20 protein-coding genes are annotated in these 18,215 nt (G+C 66.1%); 9 read left to right on the top strand and 11 right to left on the bottom strand.

Translation table 11 applies throughout. The features are described from left to right. Positions 1 to 41: 41 nt before the first annotated feature. From AC07U1_RS10195 to AC07U1_RS10175, 5 genes are all read right to left on the bottom strand, one after another. Positions 42 to 653, bottom strand: coding sequence for a superoxide dismutase (locus AC07U1_RS10195; RefSeq protein ID WP_056346262.1), 612 nt, complete (start codon positions 651 to 653; stop codon positions 42 to 44). 201 nt (positions 654 to 854) lie between these two features. Beyond that, positions 855 to 2,423 carry a cisplatin damage response ATP-dependent DNA ligase gene (locus tag AC07U1_RS10190; RefSeq protein WP_056346260.1) on the bottom strand — a complete coding sequence of 523 codons (1,569 nt, stop codon included), beginning with the start codon at positions 2,421 to 2,423 and terminating at the stop codon, positions 855 to 857. Next, positions 2,420 to 3,433, bottom strand: a complete 1,014-nt coding sequence (locus AC07U1_RS10185) for a ligase-associated DNA damage response exonuclease (RefSeq protein ID WP_187140927.1) — start codon at positions 3,431 to 3,433, stop codon at positions 2,420 to 2,422. Before AC07U1_RS10185 ends, AC07U1_RS10190 begins: the two co-directional genes overlap by 4 nt. Next, positions 3,433 to 4,848, bottom strand: a complete 1,416-nt coding sequence (locus AC07U1_RS10180) for a UdgX family uracil-DNA binding protein (RefSeq protein WP_495176603.1) — start codon at positions 4,846 to 4,848, stop codon at positions 3,433 to 3,435. The genes AC07U1_RS10185 and AC07U1_RS10180 overlap by 1 nt, the downstream gene beginning before the upstream one ends. Before the next feature lie 8 nt (positions 4,849 to 4,856). After that, positions 4,857 to 6,107, bottom strand: coding sequence for a putative DNA modification/repair radical SAM protein (locus AC07U1_RS10175; RefSeq protein ID WP_495176604.1), 1,251 nt, complete (start codon positions 6,105 to 6,107; stop codon positions 4,857 to 4,859). Here AC07U1_RS10175 and AC07U1_RS10170 point away from each other — a divergent pair. Further along, positions 6,106 to 6,714 carry a hypothetical protein gene (locus tag AC07U1_RS10170; RefSeq protein WP_495197691.1) on the top strand — a complete coding sequence of 203 codons (609 nt, stop codon included), beginning with the start codon at positions 6,106 to 6,108 and terminating at the stop codon, positions 6,712 to 6,714. The two genes, AC07U1_RS10175 and AC07U1_RS10170, sit on opposite strands and share 2 nt — an antisense overlap. 7 nt (positions 6,715 to 6,721) lie before the next feature. Here the strand turns inward: AC07U1_RS10170 and AC07U1_RS10165 are convergent, their stop codons facing one another. Together AC07U1_RS10165 and AC07U1_RS10160 are read right to left on the bottom strand one after the other, a co-directional pair. Then, complete coding sequence (locus AC07U1_RS10165) at positions 6,722 to 7,459, bottom strand: Crp/Fnr family transcriptional regulator (protein WP_187140931.1); 738 nt, start codon at positions 7,457 to 7,459, stop codon at positions 6,722 to 6,724. Between the two features lie 19 nt (positions 7,460 to 7,478). After that, entirely contained in the window at positions 7,479 to 8,954 is a 1,476-nt protein-coding gene (locus AC07U1_RS10160; protein ID WP_262407950.1) for a GAF domain-containing protein, read from the bottom strand. A 254-nt stretch (positions 8,955 to 9,208) separates the two neighbouring features. On the opposite strand from AC07U1_RS10160, the gene AC07U1_RS10155 reads away from it, so the two are divergent. After that, positions 9,209 to 10,003 carry a response regulator gene (locus tag AC07U1_RS10155; protein WP_056346249.1) on the top strand — a complete coding sequence of 265 codons (795 nt, stop codon included), beginning with the start codon at positions 9,209 to 9,211 and terminating at the stop codon, positions 10,001 to 10,003. A 41-nt stretch (positions 10,004 to 10,044) separates the two neighbouring features. Here AC07U1_RS10155 and AC07U1_RS10150 read toward each other — a convergent pair whose 3' ends face one another. Both AC07U1_RS10150 and AC07U1_RS10145 read right to left on the bottom strand, forming a co-directional pair. Next, positions 10,045 to 10,659, bottom strand: coding sequence for a sigma-70 family RNA polymerase sigma factor (locus AC07U1_RS10150; RefSeq protein WP_495176606.1), 615 nt, complete (start codon positions 10,657 to 10,659; stop codon positions 10,045 to 10,047). 136 nt (positions 10,660 to 10,795) lie between these two features. Beyond that, positions 10,796 to 11,191, bottom strand: a complete 396-nt coding sequence (locus AC07U1_RS10145) for a BLUF domain-containing protein (RefSeq protein WP_262408246.1) — start codon at positions 11,189 to 11,191, stop codon at positions 10,796 to 10,798. A gap of 242 nt (positions 11,192 to 11,433) precedes the next feature. Between AC07U1_RS10145 and AC07U1_RS10140 the strand changes: the two genes are divergently transcribed. The 5 genes from AC07U1_RS10140 to AC07U1_RS10120 all read left to right on the top strand — a co-directional run bounded on the left by AC07U1_RS10140 (position 11,434) and on the right by AC07U1_RS10120 (position 14,832). Beyond that, on the top strand, positions 11,434 to 11,634 hold the full coding sequence (locus tag AC07U1_RS10140; protein WP_056346243.1) for a NepR family anti-sigma factor: 201 nt from the start codon (positions 11,434 to 11,436) through the stop codon (positions 11,632 to 11,634). After that, positions 11,631 to 12,263: a sigma-70 family RNA polymerase sigma factor gene (locus AC07U1_RS10135; protein ID WP_056346241.1), complete on the top strand. Its 633-nt coding sequence runs from the start codon at positions 11,631 to 11,633 to the stop codon at positions 12,261 to 12,263. Before AC07U1_RS10140 ends, AC07U1_RS10135 begins: the two co-directional genes overlap by 4 nt. Before the next feature lie 67 nt (positions 12,264 to 12,330). Further along, positions 12,331 to 13,512, top strand: a complete 1,182-nt coding sequence (locus AC07U1_RS10130) for a PQQ-dependent sugar dehydrogenase (RefSeq protein ID WP_495176607.1) — start codon at positions 12,331 to 12,333, stop codon at positions 13,510 to 13,512. Positions 13,513 to 13,630: 118 nt separating this feature from the next. Beyond that, positions 13,631 to 14,371, top strand: coding sequence for an esterase/lipase family protein (locus tag AC07U1_RS10125; RefSeq protein ID WP_187140936.1), 741 nt, complete (start codon positions 13,631 to 13,633; stop codon positions 14,369 to 14,371). Next, positions 14,368 to 14,832 carry a hypothetical protein gene (locus AC07U1_RS10120; RefSeq protein WP_495176608.1) on the top strand — a complete coding sequence of 155 codons (465 nt, stop codon included), beginning with the start codon at positions 14,368 to 14,370 and terminating at the stop codon, positions 14,830 to 14,832. The genes AC07U1_RS10125 and AC07U1_RS10120 overlap by 4 nt, the downstream gene beginning before the upstream one ends. A gap of 42 nt (positions 14,833 to 14,874) precedes the next feature. Here the strand turns inward: AC07U1_RS10120 and AC07U1_RS10115 are convergent, their stop codons facing one another. Both AC07U1_RS10115 and AC07U1_RS10110 read right to left on the bottom strand, forming a co-directional pair. Continuing rightward, entirely contained in the window at positions 14,875 to 15,387 is a 513-nt protein-coding gene (locus tag AC07U1_RS10115; protein ID WP_187140938.1) for a GNAT family N-acetyltransferase, read from the bottom strand. Positions 15,388 to 15,582: 195 nt separating this feature from the next. Further along, positions 15,583 to 16,932, bottom strand: coding sequence for a M1 family aminopeptidase (locus AC07U1_RS10110; protein WP_495176609.1), 1,350 nt, complete (start codon positions 16,930 to 16,932; stop codon positions 15,583 to 15,585). 131 nt (positions 16,933 to 17,063) lie between these two features. Here AC07U1_RS10110 and AC07U1_RS10105 point away from each other — a divergent pair, with 131 nt between their 5' ends. Further along, positions 17,064 to 17,522, top strand: a complete 459-nt coding sequence (locus AC07U1_RS10105; RefSeq protein WP_495176610.1) for an RrF2 family transcriptional regulator — start codon at positions 17,064 to 17,066, stop codon at positions 17,520 to 17,522. Beyond that, positions 17,515 to 18,210 (top strand): class I SAM-dependent methyltransferase, encoded by a 696-nt coding sequence (locus tag AC07U1_RS10100; protein WP_495176611.1) that lies wholly within the window; start codon positions 17,515 to 17,517, stop codon positions 18,208 to 18,210. Before AC07U1_RS10105 ends, AC07U1_RS10100 begins: the two co-directional genes overlap by 8 nt. Positions 18,211 to 18,215: the final 5 nt, after the last annotated feature.

The raw sequence follows: 18,215 nt of genomic DNA, 5'->3' as shown, positions 1-18,215 counted from the left end.
GGGGGGATGGGCGGACGGCATGCGCCGCCCGCCCGATCGGATCAGGGATAGGTCCAAGTGCCTTCGCGTGCGAAATTCTCCGCCGCGAAATCCCAGTTCAGCAGATTGTCGACGGTCGCATTGACATAGTCGGGGCGGACATTCTTGCGATCGATATAATAGGCATGTTCCCATACATCGACGACGAGCAGCGGCTTGATGCCCGCGGTCAGTTCGGTGCCCGCGTCGTGGGTGTCGGTGACCGACAGCGTGCCGTCGCGCGAGACGAGCCACGCCCAGCCCGACGCGAAATGGTTGATCGCGGTTTCCTTGAGCTTCTTCTTCAGATCGTCGAGCGACCCGAAATCGCGGTCGATCGCGGCGGCGAGGTCGCCCTCGGGCGCGGTCGCATTCGGGGTCAGGCTGTTCCAGTAGAAACCGTGGTTCCACGACTGGGCGGCGTTGTTGAACATGCCCTTGTTGCCCGACCCTTCGGCATGGTGGATGATTTCCTCGAGGCTCTTGTCGGCGAGTTCGGTGCCCTCGATCGCGGCGTTGAGCTTGTCGACATAGGTCTTGTGATGCTTGCCATGGTGCGTCTGCAGCGTTTCGGCTGAAATATGCGGCGCGAGCGCGTCCTCGGCATAGGGCAGGACGGTGAGAGCGATCGTCATGGCAGTCTTCCTTTTTTATCGGGGAGTATGGGCCCCTTAACTCGGGATAGCGCGCCGCGGTTGCAAGGTTTGAGGGGCAAATTTTCAGAACCTTGGCGCCCAAAACCTCGTCATTGCGAGCGAAGCGAAGCAATCCAGAGCGGGTTTACGCACGCTCTGGATTGCCGCGTCGCCTCCGGCTCCTCGCAATGACGATGTGAATCAGGTCGCCATCGCCAGCAATGTCGCCACCCGGTCCGCCTCCTCCGCCGGCTTGTCGCGCCGGATCCGCGATATCCGCGGGAAACGCATCGCCAGCCCCGACTTGTGGCGCTTCGACACGTGGATCGAATCGAACGCCACCTCGAGCACCAGCGACTTTTCGACCTCGCGCACCGGGCCGAAGCGGTTCAGCGTGTGATCGCGCACGAACTTGTCGAGCCATTTCAGCTCCTCGTCGGTGAAGCCCGAATAGGCCTTGCCGACCGGCAGCAATTCGCCCGCGTCGGACCAGCAGCCGAAGGTGTAATCCGAATAGAAGCTCGCGCGGCGGCCGTTGCCGCGCTGCGCGTACATCATCACGCAATCGGCGGTGAGCGGGTCGCGTTTCCATTTGTACCACAGCCCGGCGCGGCGCCCCGCGACATAGGGCGCGTCGCGGCGCTTGAGCATCACCCCCTCGATCGCCGCATCGCGCGCGCCGGCGCGGCGCTCGGCAAGGTCGTCGAAGTCGGCGGCGTCAATGACCTGCGACAGGTCGAAATGGCTGTCGGCGAGTCGCGGCACAAAGGCCTCGAGTTGCCGCCGCCGCTCGGTCCACGGCAGGGCGCGCAAATCGGTGCCATCGACCGCGAGCAGGTCGTAGACGCGCACGAAGGCCGGATAATCGGCGAGCATCTTTTTCGACACCGTCTTGCGTCCGAGCCGTTGCTGCAACGCATTGAAGCTTGCCGCCTCACCCCCCTGCGCATCACCCCGCACGAGCAATTCGCCGTCGATCACCGCATCCTGGTCGAACGCCGCGACCAGTTCGGGAAAGGCGGCGCTGATCTCCTCGCCGCCGCGGCTGTAGATGCGCGTCTCGCCGCCGCCATGGACGATCTGGACGCGAATGCCGTCCCATTTCCACTCGGCGGCATAGTCGGCGAGATCGACACTTTCTTCCTCTAGCGGATGCGCGAGCATGAAGGGGCGGAAAAAGGCGACGTCGGCGAGATCGGGCCGCTCGGCGCGGCCTTCGCCCCAGGCGAAGAGCGGTGCATAGGGTGGCGGGATCGCGTGCCACAGTTCCTCGACGTCATCGACCGGCACATCGAACGCCAAAGCGAACGCCTGTTTCGCGAGCCGCGCCGACACCCCGACGCGCATGCCGCCGAGCGCCAGCTTGAGCAGCGCATAGCGTCCGTCAGCGTCGAGCCGGTCGAGCAGCGATGCGACGACGGCGGGCGCATCGCTGCGGCTGGCGCCCGCGAGCGCATCGACCACTTGCGACACGCTGAGATCACCCTCCACCCCCGGCGCATCGGGCCACAGCAACGCCGCCGTCTCCGCGGTATCGCCGACGAAATGCCGCGACAACCGGAACAATTCCTCGTCGACCCGCGTCGCCAGCAATGTCCGCACCATCGCCGACTTCACCGCCGGAAAATCAAGGCTCTCGGTCAGCGCGGCGATTGCCCAGCCGCGATCGGGGTCGGCGGTGTGTTTCAGATAATCGGCGATCAGCGCCAGCTTGCTGTTGCGCGAGCGGGTGTAGATCAACCGGTCGATCAGCGCCGCGAAGCGCTTCACCCCTCCTCCTCCAGATCACGGCCCACCAGATGCAGCGCGCGCGCTTTCCGCTGATGCAGCTCGCACCAGCGCAGCAGCCCGTCCTCGCTGCCATGGGTGATCCACGTCTCGCGGGGGTTTACCTCCGCGATCGTCGTCGTCAGTTCGTCCCAGTCGGCATGGTCCGAAATCACCAGCGGCAGTTCGACCATCCGCTGCCGCGCGCGCTGGCGCACCCGCATCCAGCCCGACGCCATCGCGGTGACCGGATCGGGCAATCGCCGCGACCAGCGGTCGTTGAGCGCCGACGGCGGCGCGACGATGATCTGTCCCGCCATTTCGGTCTTGTCGGTTTCGCTGACCAGCCGCAGTTCCCCAAGATCGACACCGTGCATCGCATAAAGCTGGCACATCTTTTCGAGCGCGCCGTGGATATAGATCGGCGCGTCCCAGCCCGCGCCGCGCAGTTCGGCAATCACCCGCTGCGCCTTGCCGAGGGCATAAGCACCGACGAGTACCGAGCGATCAGGCTCGGCACGCACCGCGCCGATCAGCTTGGCGATCTCGTCGGTCGTCGGCGGATGGCGGAACACCGGCAGGCCGAAGGTCGCCTCGGTGACGAAGATGTCGCACGGCACCACCTCGAACGGCGCGCAAGTTGGATCGGCGCGGCGCTTGTAGTCACCGGTGACGACGATGCGCTCGCCGGCATATTCCATCAGGATTTGCGCACTGCCCAGCACATGCCCCGCCGGATGAAAGCTGAAGCGCACCCCGCCGCGCTCGAATCCGTCGCCGTAGGGAAAAGCCGCATTGTGGCTCGCCTCGACATCGACGCCATAGCGCAGCGCCATGATCGCCAGCGTCTCGGGGGTCGCATAGACCGAAGCGTGGCCGCTGCGCGCATGGTCGGCGTGGCCGTGGGTGACCGCGGCGCGTTCGACCGGACGCGACGGGTCGATCCACACATCGGCGGGCTTGACGTAGATGCCGCTCGGGTGCGGCTCGATCCAGGTCCTGGCCTTCGCCATCAGGCAGCGAGCTTTCGCGCCCGGGCCAGATCGGCCACGAACGCCGTCCGCTCCTCGGCCGCGCGATCGTGGTCGGGCAGGCGCAGCAAGAAGGAGGGGTGGATCGTCGCGATCAATTTCGTGCCCCCTGCCAGTTCGTGCACCGTGCCGCGCATCGATGTGATGCTCGCACTCTTCCCCGTCACCCCGCGCAGCGCGCTGCCACCCAAGGTGACGATCAGGTCGGGCTGCACCAGCGCGCGCTCCTTGTCGAGCCACCAGCGGCAGATGTCGATCTCGCCCGTCGTCGGATTCTGGTGCAGCCGGCGTTTGCCGCGCGGTTCGAACTTGAAATGCTTGACCGCGTTGGTGAGGAAAACCGACGTGCGGTCGAGCCCCGCCTCTTCAAGTACCTCGTTCAGCAATTGCCCCGCCGGGCCGACGAAAGGCCGCCCTTCGAGGTCCTCGCGATCGCCCGGCTGTTCGCCGACGAGCATGATCCGCGCCGCGCCGGGACCCTCGCCCGTCACCGCCTGCGTCGCGTTGCAATGAAGCGGGCAGCGTGTGCAGCCGCCGATGGCGCGCGCGAGGTCGGCGAGCGTATCGATATCGTCGGTCAGGGCCAAGTCGTCGATCACGCGGGTTCGCCATTTGTCGGTTTGCGGGTTTGCTAGCGAAACGGCGGTCTCACGCATCCGTTCCACCCGCGCCCCGGCCCCGGCAAGCAAGGACGCGATATCCTGCGCCTCGGGCAGATTGTGCCAATATTTCTTCGGCATCTCGGCGCGCATCGCGGCGATCTTGACGCGCGCCGGGTTGAAGATCGCGCCATAATAAGTGCGCCACTGATCCTCGACGACGTCGCTGCCCGGCACCTCGTCCTTCGTCCCGCCATCGCCATAGCGCAGTATCTCAGCCTGCCAGATCGCGCGCGCGTCGGGGGTAACGATCGCCCAATCCATCCCGGTGAAGCGGCGCTGAAAGAAGGGTGCGGTCAGCCGCAGGATGCGATGATCGGGCTCGAACCATGCGGCGAAGCTTTCGCGACCGCCTTCCTCGCCGAGCCGCCGGAAACGTACAAAGGCGTGCATCTTGTGAATGTCGCGGCGGATCGCCTTGTCGGTCTTGCGGAGCCAATCAACATCGGCGTCGGTCGTCCGCGCCAGCAATTGTCGCTCGCGCGCCGTGCGCCAGACGAGGCGATACAGCCGCGCCGGGACTTGCGGGTCGCGGTGACAGATCACCCGGTCGGCCATTTCGAGCAGTTCGCGCGGCAGCGACACCGTACCCGCCGATGCGTGCACCTCGTCACCACCGAACAGCGAAGCCCCCTCCTTCGCGCCGCGCCAGTTCACATCCTCAGGCGCGATGCCGCCCGCCAGCAACCCGCGGGCCACCGCGCGCCATTCGGCGAAATCGCCGGGGGTCCGCAGCACCGCCTCCCTCACAGCGCTAGCGCCAGCTGCTCCGCGGGCGGCGCGAAACGCGCGCGCAAATCGGCGCTGTCGGTGAGCTTCCCCGGCCGCCAGTCGAGCGTGACGATGAAAGGCAAGAGCTTCTTCACCGACGACGTCAGCTTCGCCAGATCGCCGAGCCGCAGCGCGCCGGTACGCCGCACGGCGACGATGCGCTCGACCGCGCGCGTCCCCAGCCCCGGCACGCGCAGCAGCAATTCGCGCGGCGCGCGGTTGATATCGACGGGGAAAATCTCACGCCGCATCAGCGCCCAGGCAAGCTTCGGATCGATGCTCAGGTCGAGCATGCCCTCGCTCGCCCCCTCCATGATCTCGCTGCGCGCAAAACCATAGAATCGCAGCAGCCAGTCGGCCTGATACAGCCGATGCTCGCGCATCAAGGGCGGGCGCACCGGCGGCAGCGCGCTGCTCGCGTCGGGGATCGGGCTGTACGCCGAATAATAGACGCGGCGCAGGTGATAGCCCGAATAGAGATTGTCCGCCGCCGCGAGGATATCGTCGTCGCGCGCCGCGTCGGCGCCGACGATCATCTGCGTCGATTGCCCCGCCGGCGCGAAGCGCGGCGGCTTCGCCTTGCCAATCAACCGGCCCTTCGCTGCCTCCATCGCATCGTCGGCACCGACGCGCACCGACGCCATCGTCTTGCGGATCGTCGCGGGCTTCTTCTCGGGCGCGAAGCTTTCCAGCCCCGCCTCGGTCGGCAGCTCGACATTGGTCGAGAGGCGGTCGGCGTAAAGCCCGGCGAGCGCCACCAGCGCAGGATCGGCACCCGCGATCGTCTTCAAATGGATATAGCCCTGAAAGCGATGCTCCTCGCGCAATATGCGCGCCACCTCGACCAGTTGCTCCATCGTATAATCTTCGGAACGGATAATGCCCGAGGAGAGGAACAGCCCCTCGATATAATTGCGCTTGTAGAAATCGAGGGTCAGCGTGACGACCTCTTGCGGCGAAAACCGCGCGCGCTCGACATTGCTCGACGCGCGGTTGATGCAGAAGCGGCAGTCGTAAACGCAGAAATTGGTGAGCAGGATTTTCAGCAGCGAGATGCAGCGCCCGTCGGGGGCATAGCTGTGACAGATGCCCATGCCCTCGGTCGACCCGATGCCTTTGGTAGCCGTCGAGTCGCGCTTCACCGTCCCCGACGACGCGCAGGACGCGTCATATTTGGCGGCGTCCGCGAGTAGCGCGAGCTTCTGGAGAATCGTCTTGCGGCTCATGCGGACCGGCATAGCATATGGAACAAAGAAGGAACAAACTTGGGTTAAGGATGATCGGCAGGCCGTGCTTGTCGGTTTGCCCCGCCTGCGGCATGATGCCCGCAACGACAATTTTTCGGGCGGAGCAGGGGCTTTGGCGTCGAAGGTGAGACGATATATTCTGGTCCCGTTGCTGCTGATGGGGTTCATGGCGTTCTGGAGCCTGATCACCGGACGAACCCCGGATCTATCGCTGGTGCTGTTCGTGTTGATCGTCAGCTGGACATCGACCTATTTCGGCAATCGCGATCCAATCGATGGCGATATCGATTTCGATGCACCGCCGACACGCAACGAAATGATCCGGGCTGTCGCCTGCGCGCCGTTGGGTCTCCTAGGGCTTGGCGTCTTCATCTATGAGCTGGTCACAGGGTTAGATCGAGGGATTATCGAGATCTCATCGGCGCGCGATTGGACGGTGTCGTGGGCCGACTATCCCTTCGGCTTTGTCTTCACCATCGCCATGTATCTGGTCTTCACCGCGCTGATGCTCGCAATGCTCTATTATTCCTGGTTCACGATCCGCGAGTGGATCGACGAGCGCCGCGTCGCGACGGATCGCCGCTAAGCACCGGTCACCCCCGCCCCAGCCGCATCCGGAACGCGTCGAGGTGAAAATAGCTCGGGTCGAAATCGCACATCGCCGCCAGCGCATCGGGATCGAGGAAGCGGATCCACTGCCGGCTCATCTCGATATAGCCCTCGCGTACCAGCCGCCGCAGCACGCGGTTGGTGTGGATCGGGGTCAGCCCCAACGTGTCGGCGATCTGCGTCTGGGTCATCGGCAGGCGCAGCGTATCGTCGCCCGCCAGCTTGACGATCTGCGCGCGGCGATGGAGTTCGAGCAGCAGATGGCCGATCCGCTCCTGCGCGCTCTGGCGCCCGTTGCGGACGATCTGTTCGCGCAGGAACGCTTCCTCTTGCACCTGCGTCCACCAGAAGGCCATGGTCAGAGCACCCGACCCCGACATCAGGTCGCGCACCGCTTGCGGCGCGATCGCATAGGCCGATCCCTGGGTGATCGCGAGCACGCTGTGGTCGGCCTCGGCCGCTACCAGCACCTGCAGGTCGAAGATGTCGCCGGGGAGCAGGATGTTGAGGATCTGGCGCCGACCGTCCTCGAGCTCCTTGTAGCGCGCTGCCCAGCCTTCGCGCATCACCAGCACCGCGTCCATCGGCTGGCCGGCGGTCACGATCTCGCTGTTCGCGGCAAAGCTGCGCACCTTGCCGCCGAGCGCGAGCATCTGCTCGCGCTCGTGCGCGCCGAGGTCACTGTAAAACTGCAAGCGCGCCACCAGCGCTTCCAACGTCATAAAGCCCCCGCCTCGATCGTTAAGCTTCGCGCCACCGCGCGGGCAATGTGATGGTACAGACCAGGCCGCCGGGTTCCCAGCGTCGCTCGATCGTCCCACCAAGGTTATTACGCACACTGCGCTCCATCAACAAGGTGCCAAAGCTGGTCCGCTGCGGCGGACCGGCGATCGGCGTGCCGCCGCTCTCGGTCCAGATCAGGCGGAACTGCCGGTCGGCGTCGCCCTCGGCATCCTGCGACCAGGCGACGTCGACACTCCCGGTCTCGCTGGCGAGCGCGCCGTGCTTGACCGCATTGGTCGCCAGTTCGTTGAACAACAGCGCCATCGCGACCACCGCATTTTCGGGCAGCTCGAGGTCGGGGCCCGACCAGGTAATGCGCGGAAAGGCCGCCTCGACCTCGCGCAGCAGCGCGTGCATCGACCCGGTCAGGAAATTGGCGCCGAGCAGGACATTCTGTGCGCGGTTGAGCGCATCGAGCCGGCTGCTGATCCGCTCGACATAATCGTCGACATCGACGGCGGCATGGCGGGTCAGCGAAATGATCGCGCCGACGGTCGCGAACAGATTGCGCATCCGGTGGTGCAACTCGCGCATCAAGATCGTGTCGTTGTCGCGCCGGTTGCGCTGTTCGGTGATATCGATGCTGACCCCCGTCAGCATCGCGTCGTTCGACCGCACGTCCCAGTCGCCGCGGATCGACAGCCAGCGAATGCCGTGTTCGGGGTGCAGGATGCGATGCTCGACCGAATAGGGGGTGCCGTTCGCGATCGAATCGTCGAGCACCGCGTGCACCAGCGCATGATCTTCGGGGTGGATGCGCTCGAAGGCCAGCGCGGCGGTGGCGAGCGCCGTGTCATGATCGGCGCCCCACAATTCCGCGACCGCACCGTGCCATTGCAAAACATCGGTGCGCGGGTCGAGCTGCCAGGTCGCGACCCCCGAAAAATCGAGCGCGCGCTCGAGCATGTGGCGCGCGGCGTCGCGCTCCATGCCGATCCGCCGCAGATCGGCCTCGGCCATGATGATCGAGGCGAAATCCGCGAGCCGTTCGAGCTCCTTGGGCGTCAGCGCCGAGCGCGGCTTGCGGTCGATGATGCACAGCGTTCCGAGTATGGCCCCGTTATAGGCGTAGAGCGGCACCCCGGCATAGAATCGGATGTCAGGCGCCCCGGTGACCAGCGGATTGTCGCGAAAGCGCGGATCGGTCGAGGCGTCGGTGACCACCACCGGCCGGCCCTCGGCGACGACGAACTGACAGAAGCTGATGTCGCGCGGCGTTTCAGGCACGTCGAGGCCGAAGGCCGATTTGAACCATTGGCGGCAGTCGTCGATCAGCGACACGAGCACGATCGGCGCGTCGAACAGGTCGGCGACGAGTTTGGTCACCCGGTCGAATGCCGGTTCGGGCGCCGTGTCCAGGATGCGATATTCGCGCAGCGTCCGCAGCCGCCGACTTTCATCGTGCGCGAGGTCCCTGTCCTCACCGTCCGCCAAATTTGCCCCCCTGTCGTCCCCTGGCGTCATCGCGCCGTGCCCTGGGGTCGCTGTGCCATGAAACCGGTCCTCAAAAAAGCATGGTGGCCACCCGGATCGAAGAAAGGCGGAAATCCGCCCCTTCGCGCCGCAGCCTGATAGCGTCCCGCGGTGTCTTACGCATTGCGCGCCAACAAGTTGCGCAGATTTAGCACAGCAATCGGAACCCGATCGCGCGGCGCGGCGTATGACGTCATTGAGTGGGAGGTCTTTGCATGAGCCTGGGTGATGAAATTCGCGGCCATCTGCCGTTTCTGCGCCGCTACGCGCGCGCGCTGACCGGTACCCAGCAGCATGGCGACAATTTCGTCCATACGATGCTCGAAGTCATCGTCGCCGCTCCCGACGAGTTCCGGTCCGAAAACGGCATCCGCATCGACCTCTACCGCACCTTTCACCGCATTTGGGAAAGCGCCTTCATCGACGATGGCGAGGGGAGCGACGATGCGGAAGACCCCATCGTCCGCGCCGCCAACCGCCGCCTCGCGCGCATCACCCCGCTCGGCCGCCAGATATTGCTGCTCACCGCGCTCGAAGGCTTTTCGACCGAGGAAGCGGCGATCATCACCGGCACCGACGGACCGACCGTCGAAAGCCTGCTCGCCGAAGCGGTCGGCGACCTCGACCGCGAATCGCGCACCTCGGTGCTGATCATCGAGGACGAACCGCTGATCGCGATGGAGCTCGAAGCGATCGTCCGTGCCCTCGGTCACGAGGTCGCCGGCATCGCGACCACCCACGACGACGCCGTCGCGGCGTTCGAGGCGACCGACGCCGGGCTTGTGCTCGCCGATATCCAGCTCGCCGACGGATCGTCGGGGATCGACGCAGTGCAGGACATATTGGCTCTGGCGCCGGTGCCGGTGATCTTCATCACCGCCTTCCCCGAACGGCTGCTCACCGGCAACCGCGTCGAGCCGACCTTCCTGATCTCGAAGCCGTTTCGCGAGAATACGGTGCGCGCCGCGATCAGCCAGAGCCTGTTGTTCACCCCGCAACTGGCGATTTAAGCACGGACGCCGCTTCTCCTCTCCCGCGAGGGGGGAAATCCTTACCCCGCGCTCGGTCCCTCGCTGGTCAATTTGTCGACGCCGTCCATAATATCGCGAAAGGCGTCGCTCGCCGCCGTGGTGTCGGCGCTGCGCAGCGGCATCTGCCCACCCTCCAATATCTCCTGCAGCGCGGTGCGGGCGCGCGACACGCGGCTCTTCATCGTCCCCACCGCGCACTCGCAGATCGCTGCCGCTTCCTCATAGGATAATTGTCCCGCGCCGATCAGCACCAGCGCCTCGCGCTGGTCGACCGGCAGCATCAGCAACCCGCGCTGGACGTCGGCGAGATGCAGGCTGTCGTCCTGGTCGTCGGGCGCGACGAGCAGCCGCTCGGCGGCGAGTTCGTCATAGTCGGCGGTGAATTTCTTGCGCCGCATCTGCGACAGGAAACAGTTGCGCAGGATGACGAAGGCCCAGCTCTTCATGCTCGACGGCCCGGGAATATATTGCGCGCGCGCCTTCCATGCCTTCAGCATCGTTTCCTGCACCAGGTCGTCGGCGAGGTCGGCGTTGCCGCACAGGCTGCGGCCGAAGGCGCGAAGATGCGGGAGCATCGCGGCGAGTTCACGCTTGAAGGTCGCGTCGTCGAGCGGCTGGGCGGTGTCGCTGATCATCCGGCGCGTCGTTCCCGACGCTTGGGCATTGCCTTGAAGAATAACATCATCTTGTCCCGGCTTACCCCGTTCGGTGACCGATGCAAACCCATATGGCGCACGGGCGGCGCGGGCGGCGCATCCCGACCGGGTGCGATCACCCCGCCCCGCTGCGCCGGCCGAGCGCAAGGAAGTTCGCCATCAGCCGCTCATCCTGCGGGTCGAGCACGCCGCGCGCCGCCAGCCGAGCCAGATCCTGGTCGTGGTTGCGGAACAAGGGACTGTACAGCATCGAAAAGTCGGCGAACTCGCGCTCCTCGATCCGGCGGCGGCGGATCTCGATCATGCCATTGTGGCGCAGGTCGGCGCGAATCCGCGCGAGGCAGGCCTCGACCTTCGGTACCGGTCCTTCGAGCAGCTGCATGAAGTTCTGGCCGTTGTATATCAACGCGCCGGTCAGCGCGTCGCGGGCATTGTTCGCCTGCGCCCCGCCCACCATCGCGGTGATATCGCCGGGCGCCAGGCCGGGGTCAGCCACGCTGACGTAAATCACAGAAAGCAAGAAACGACCCTCCCACGTGCCGGGGCGATGCCCCGCTGCATCGCCGACCCCTACACGCCCGCCGGTTGGCTTATGCTAACTTGCGTTAATGGCGCGAATCTTTTGTCGCTGCTGCGATCCGTCGCAAAAAACGACCTTACCCGGGAACTTGGGGCCTTCTTCTTCGTTCCTCGGGCATGGCAACGCACGGCGAACATAGGACAAAAGGCGACGGCGCCCCGCAGCGTGTTCCGATGGAGCGCCGGTCGGGTCCGGGCAGTTTTCCCGGAACCGGCAGCGAACAATGGTATCGCGCGCTCACCGGGCGGCAGGCGCCCGAACCGGTCAGCAATAAATTGCGCATCATCTACGGCAATATCGTCGCCGAACCACTGCCCGACGGCATGCTCGACCTTCTCTCGCAGATCGATCAGAAAGCGCCCGATCAGGAATGACCCAGGCCAGTGCCGTTTCATCGCGGGAGGGGGGAAGCCTGTCCGACCGCGAGTTCAAGACTCTGCTCGCCGGGGTCATCCCCCATTTGCGCGCCTATGGCCGCAGCCTGTCGGGCAATCCCGACCTCGCCGACGACCTGACGCAGGACACGATGGTCAAGGCCTGGGCGTCGCGCGAACGGTTCGAGGCGGGAACCTCGATCAAGGCCTGGACCTTCGTCATCCTGCGCAACACTTTCCTGTCGCAGATGCGCCGCAACAAATTCGTCGGCGACTATGACGAGACCGCTGTCGAACGCACGCTGTCGACCCCCGCCAGCCAGGAAGAATCGGGCGAAATGGCCGATCTCCAGCGCGGGCTGATGGAATTGCCGCAGGACCAGCGCGAGGCGCTGATCCTCGTCGGCGCCGGCGGCATGTCGTACGAGGAGGCGGCGAGCATCTGCGGCTGCGCGCTCGGCACGATGAAGAGCCGCGTGTCGCGCGCGCGCCACGCGCTCGAGGAAATCATGAACAGCGGCCATTTCTCGCAAAAGCGCGCCGAAGCGGCCCCCGCGAGCGAGGCAATCGACGCGATCATGGACAGCGTCGAAACGATCGCCGCGCGCCACGAAGCGCTGGGCCGCTGACCCCTCGACTTTGCGGGCCGGGCGCGCCAGATTGTCCGCCCCTCCCCCCAGCCAAGCGAGCTCAGCCATGAAAACCGCCTCTCATTTCGTCCTTGCCGCCGCAATGCTGGTCGGTGCTTGCACCTCGGGCGCAACGCCTAGCGACGCCGCCGCTGCGACCGACACGGCCACGATCGACGCCAATGGCACGCAGCCCGCGACCCCGCTCGCCGATGCCCCCTTCACGGTGCAGGAGGTCGCGAGCTTCAACGAACCCTGGGCGATGACCTTCCTGCCCGGCACCCCCTTCGCGCTCGTCACCGAAAAGTCAGGCAAGCTGAAATTATGGAGCGAGCGCGGCGCGCCCATCGACGTCGCGGGCGTACCGACCGTGGCCTATGGCGGCCAGGGCGGCTTCGGCGATGTGATCGCCGCGCCCGATTTCGCGACCAGCGGCACCATCTATCTCAGTTGGGTCGAGGAAGGCAGCGGCGGCACCTATGGCGCAGTCGTCGGCAAGGCCCGGTTCGACCAGAGCGGCGCCCCTGCCCTGAAGGACCTGCAGATCATCTGGAAACAGGATCCGAAGGTCAGCGGCCGCGGCCATTTCTCGCACCGCCTCGCCTTTTCGCCCGACGGCAAATATCTGTTCATCGGGTCGGGCGAGCGGCAGAAATTCGACCCCGCGCAAGACATGAAGGCCAATCTCGGCAAAATCCTGCGCCTCAATCCCGACGGCAGCGTCCCCGCCGACAATCCCTTCGCGTCCGAAGGTGGCGTCACCGCACAAATCTGGTCGCTCGGCCACCGCAACGTCCTCGGCCTCGCCTTCGACGGGTCGGGCAAACTCTGGAACCAGGAAATGGGGCCAAAGGGCGGCGACGAGGTCAATCTGGTCGCGGCGAAGTCCAATTACGGCTATCCGATCGTCTCGAACGGCGACCATTATGACGGCAAGGATATCCCCGATCACCCGACGCGTCCCGAATTCGCGGCGCCGAAACTGTGGTGGAACCCCTCGGTCTCGCCCGCCGGACTCGTCTGGTACGACGGCGACCTCTATCCGGGCTGGAAGAACAGCCTGCTGATGGGCGCGCTGTCGGGCGAAGGGTTGATTCGCATGGGCGTAGACGGCGACAAACTGCACAAATCCGACCGCTGGGACTTCGGCAAGCGCATTCGCGAGGTCGAGGTGCGTGGCGACGGATCGGTCTGGCTGCTCACCGACGGCAGCGACGGCAAGCTGGTGAAGCTCGTCCCCAAGGGTTGAATGTTCCCCGGCGAACGCCGGGGCCCAGGAAAGTTTGCGCAATCCTGCTGGACCGCGTCCGGAGTCCCGTGCCTCCGGACGCCTTTCGCCGGGTAACAGTAATGACTATATCGCCCGCATGCTCCGCGACCTCCTCGCCCGGCGCGCCGAATGGCCGGCGCGCATCGCCGATCCCGACGCGCCGCCGTCGCTCGGGCTGCTGTGGCGCGAGGCGACGTCGCTGCTGCGCGCGCTGTGGGGCCGCATCCGCGCGATGCCGCCCGAACCCAATCCCGACAGCGAGCATCCGCCGGTGATGGTGCTGCCGGGTTTCCTGTCGGGCGACTGGGCGACCAAGGCGCTGCGCGGCGACCTCCGCCGCTCGGGGTTTCGCTGTTACGGCTGGGGTCTGGGCTTCAACCGCGGCGCGACGGCGGACATCATCGAGCGCATCGACACGCGGGTGCAATGGATCATCGATCGCACCGGCCATGCGCCCGCGCTGGTGGGGTGGAGCCTTGGCGGCATTTACGCGCGCGAATATGCCAAACATCATCCCGGCAAGGTCGCGCGCGTCGTCACCCTCGGCTCGCCCTTTTCGGGTAGCCGCCGCGCCAACCGCGCCTGGCGGCTCTATCATCTGATCGCGCGCCACCCGGTCGACAATCCGCCGATCGACTTCCATCCCGCGCCGCGCCCCGAAATGCCGACCTTCGCCCTGTGGTCGGCGCACGACGGCGTCGTCGCGGTCAACAGCGCGCGCGGCGCCCCGCACGAAAGCGACCGCCAGGTCGAGGTCGACTGCGGCCATATGGGCTTCGCTTACGCCCCGACCTCGGTCGCGGCGATCGTCAAGGCGCTGAAGGAAGAGGTAGCATGAGGCGGCCGCTTCGCGCTTGTCTATGTGCATTGATCCTTTCGGCGCCGCTGGCCACGCAGCCCGCCGCCGCGACAGAAACCATGTGTTCCGATCCGGCGAGAGCCGGGCCAAAGGCATCGGGTATCCTTACTCTCGACCCGGAGGCCTTTGCGAAACTCCAGAGCGTGTTCGAGCGCGCCGAGCCTGATCTCGGGATGAGCACGGCCAGCGTCGTTGGCGACACAATCGAAATCTACATCCTGCAAAGTGCGCGGGTCAGCGTGATGATCCAGACGATCCGCAAACCTGGGTCCGACAGCGCTTTTGTCAGCGTCGAACGGACCTGTATCACGGACGCACTGGAGGATTGGCAGCCCTATTGGGATCGCTTCCTCTCGGCGCTTTCCGCGCGAGGCTTGCGACTGGAAGCAGATCCCCAGCCACGCTCGGGGGACGACATTCTTGAGACATCGCTGGACTGAGACGCCAATTCGCTAGTCGAAGTCGTATCGTCCTTCACCTGATCAGCACACGTCGATCCCCGATCCCGGGCGCCATTTCATCAGCACCCGGCCCGGCCGCCGTCCGATCTGCCCCGTCGCGAGGAAACCGACGCGCCGCAGCAGCGCGCGCGACCGTTCATTGTCCGGATGGCATTCGGCGACGATCGCCGCCCCCGGGCGCGAGCCGGCGATTTCGCGCACCACCGCATTGACCGCCTCGGTTGCCAAACCCCGACCGCGCGCCGCGGCCGCGAACCAGTAACCGACCTCGACCTCGCGCGCGTCGCGGCGGTGGACGCCGATCACGCCCTGCAGCCGTCCCTCGCCGCGGTCGCGCACCGCATGGAACACATCGCCGCCGCCCGACCCGGCGATCAGCGCGCGGGCATCGGCCTCGGTGAAGGGCGTTGGCAGGAAATGTACCTGCGCCGTCACCGACGCATCGGTGATCGCGGCGAGCGCGGCGGCATCGTCGGCGTGGAGCGGTGCGATACGGCACCGGTCGGTCGAGAGGGCAAGCAATGTATCGGTCATGTCGCGTCTTCCAGAATGCGCGCACCGTGACCGGATGGGGGAAAAGATGGATAACCATTCGCCTGTCCGAACACGGCGGCGATGGTCAAAGGTGATGCCATGCCGCTCCTATGTAAAGGAGCGCCAATATGCCTTGAATCGGGGTTGCAGGGCGTCGGTCATCGCGGGCGTGGCTAACCGCTTTGCCCGCCCCGGTCAATCGCCAAGCAAGTCCGCGATCACCGGCGCCGCATCGGGCATCCCTGCGCGCAGCGTTTCGATCCGCGCGATCTGTTCGGACGACACCCCGAATTTGCGCGCGGCGGTCAGCCACTCCTGTGCGGTCAGCTTGCCGTCCTTGTCGGTGGCGATCAGGGTGCGCACGAAATCGGCGAAGCCCTTGCCGCGCGGCCGTCCCGCCGCCTCGACCGCCGCCGCGAACAGCGAACCGCACGCATAATAGGCGCGCTGGTCGCTCCGCCGCCGGGCATCGGCGAGCGGCCCCTTGGCCAACGCGGCCGCACAGTCGCTGCGCGCCTTGGCCAGGAAGTCGACCGCATCGAACCCGGCATCGGCGCGCAACGCGGCGCCCATCGCCAGATAATCGGCACCGCCCTCGGTGATCCAAGCCTCATCCGGGGTCGCGTAGCCGACCGTCTGCCCCAGCCAGAAATGCGCCGCCTCATGCGCGATGAACCAGCGCATCCGGTGAAGCGCGCCCGGCGTCTCCTTCAAGAGCTGCGTGCCTTCGAGCCGCATCGTGATCAGCCCGGGCGACACGCTGCCACCGGTGCTGGCCCCGCGAAACTCCGAGCCCGCCCAGCTCGCGATCACCATCGGCCGGCTGCTCTTGTGCGCGCCCATCATCGCCTCGAAATCGCGGAACACCGACGGGGTAAAATCGCGCAGCTGTCCCGAAATCCAGCCCGGCAGGCCCGGATCGAGGATCGTCGCGACCGGGTCGCCCGGCGCCAGCGCGACGTCGCCGACATAGACATAACGATCGCCCACCGCCTCGGCGCGCGTCACCCGCTGGCCGTCGAACAGCAAGGGCGCGCCCGCCGCGGTCAGCGCAATCTGCGTCGGATATTCCTTCGGCTCGCGCAGCGCCGCGACCGCCTCGCGGCTGTCCATCGGAAAAGCGTTGAAATGCCCGCCGTAGATAGCGAGCGAACCGTCCGACAGGACGATCGCCGGATCATAATCGGCGATGATATCCTCGGCGAGCGGGCGGAAGCGGATCACCGCCTCGCGCGGGACGGTCCCCGTGTCGGCGACCAGCGCGTCGAAGTCGCCGATCCGGACCAGCGACACCCCCGGAGTCGCCACCTCCCAGCTTTTCGGGCGCCAGGGCGTCTCTTCGCGGCGCAGCAGCGCCGACCGCTCGAAGGCCCAGAGCGGGGCATCTTCGGCGAAACGAAAACGCGCCTGCCACCCCGCATCGTCGCGCGTGATCTCGACTTCGGTGCCAGCGGGCGCCGCGACCGAAACAGAAGCCGGAACGGCGGGATTTGCGGCGCAAGCCGACAGCGCGGCGAGCATCGTCAATATCGCAGGAATCTTCATCGCATCATCGCCCCAATGAAAATCCCCGGGCGGGAGCATCTATGCGATTCAGCCCGTGCCGGTCAACAACTGTATTATTCTAACAACTCAGCTTGGTTGACATTGCTCAATCATGCACTATTTAAAGTTACATGAAACGAGACAGCCGCCTCTCGGGCGTCCTGCACGTCCTGCTCCACATGGCGGAGCATCAGACGCCGATGACGTCGGAACAGCTCGCCAGAGCGATGCAGACCAACCCGGTCGTCATCCGCCGCATCCTCGGCGGGCTGCGCGACGCGGGGTTCGTGCATAGCGAAAAAGGCCATGGCGGCGGCTGGACGATCGCGCGCGACCTGTCAGCCATCACGATGCGCGACGTCTATGATGCGATCGGCCGCCCCGGGCTGATGGCAATGGGCAATCGCAGCGAGGCGCCCGGCTGCCTCGTCGAACAAGCGGTCAACGCCGCGCTCGACAGCGGCTTCCGCGAGGCAGAGGCGCTGCTGCTCGATCGTTTCGCCGACGTCACGCTCGCGCAGCTCAGCACCGATTTCCACGCGCGCATGGCGGAGCGATCCCACCTTGCACAGGAGCATAGTCATGGCTGAAGGCGCGCAACATTTCCTCGACAGCTTCAAGGATCCGGCCGCGGTCGCGCACTACACCGAAGGGCCGCGGCGCTTCGTCCCCGGCCTCGACGCGCTGCACCGCATGACCGGCCTGCTGCTCGCCGAGCGCGTGCCCGCTGATGCGCATATTCTCGTGCTCGGCGCGGGCGGCGGACTTGAGCTGAAGGCGCTGGCCGACGCCTATCCCGGCTGGACCTTCACCGGCGTCGATCCCGCCGGCGCGATGCTGCACCTGGCCGCGCAGACGCTTGGCGCGAACGCCGATCGCGCAGAGCTGGTCGAGGGCGTGATCGACGACGCCCCCGCCGGCCCCTTCGACGGCGCGGTGTGCCTGCTCACGCTCCACTTCCTCGCAACCGATGAACGCATCCGCACCGTGTCGGAAATCCGCCGCCGCCTGAAACCCGGCGCGCCGTTTGTCGCCGCGCATGGCAGCTTCCCGCAAGGCGCGGGCGAGCGCGACCGCTGGCTCGACCGCTATGCCGCCTTCGCCGTCGCGTCGGGCGGCGATCCCGATCAGGTTGCCAAGGGCCGCGAGGCGGTCGCCACCCATGTCGCGATGCTCAGCCCCGAGGCCGACGAGGCGGTGCTGCGCGCGGCGGGCTTCACCGGCGTCGAGCAATTCTACGCCGCCTTCACCTGGCGCGGCTGGGTGGGATATGCGTGATGCCG

Source organism: Sphingopyxis sp. GW821-FHT02C12, from assembly GCF_059421785.1.
The sequence above is the reverse complement of the archived record's forward strand: the minus strand, read 5'-3'. Positions and strand labels throughout refer to the sequence as shown.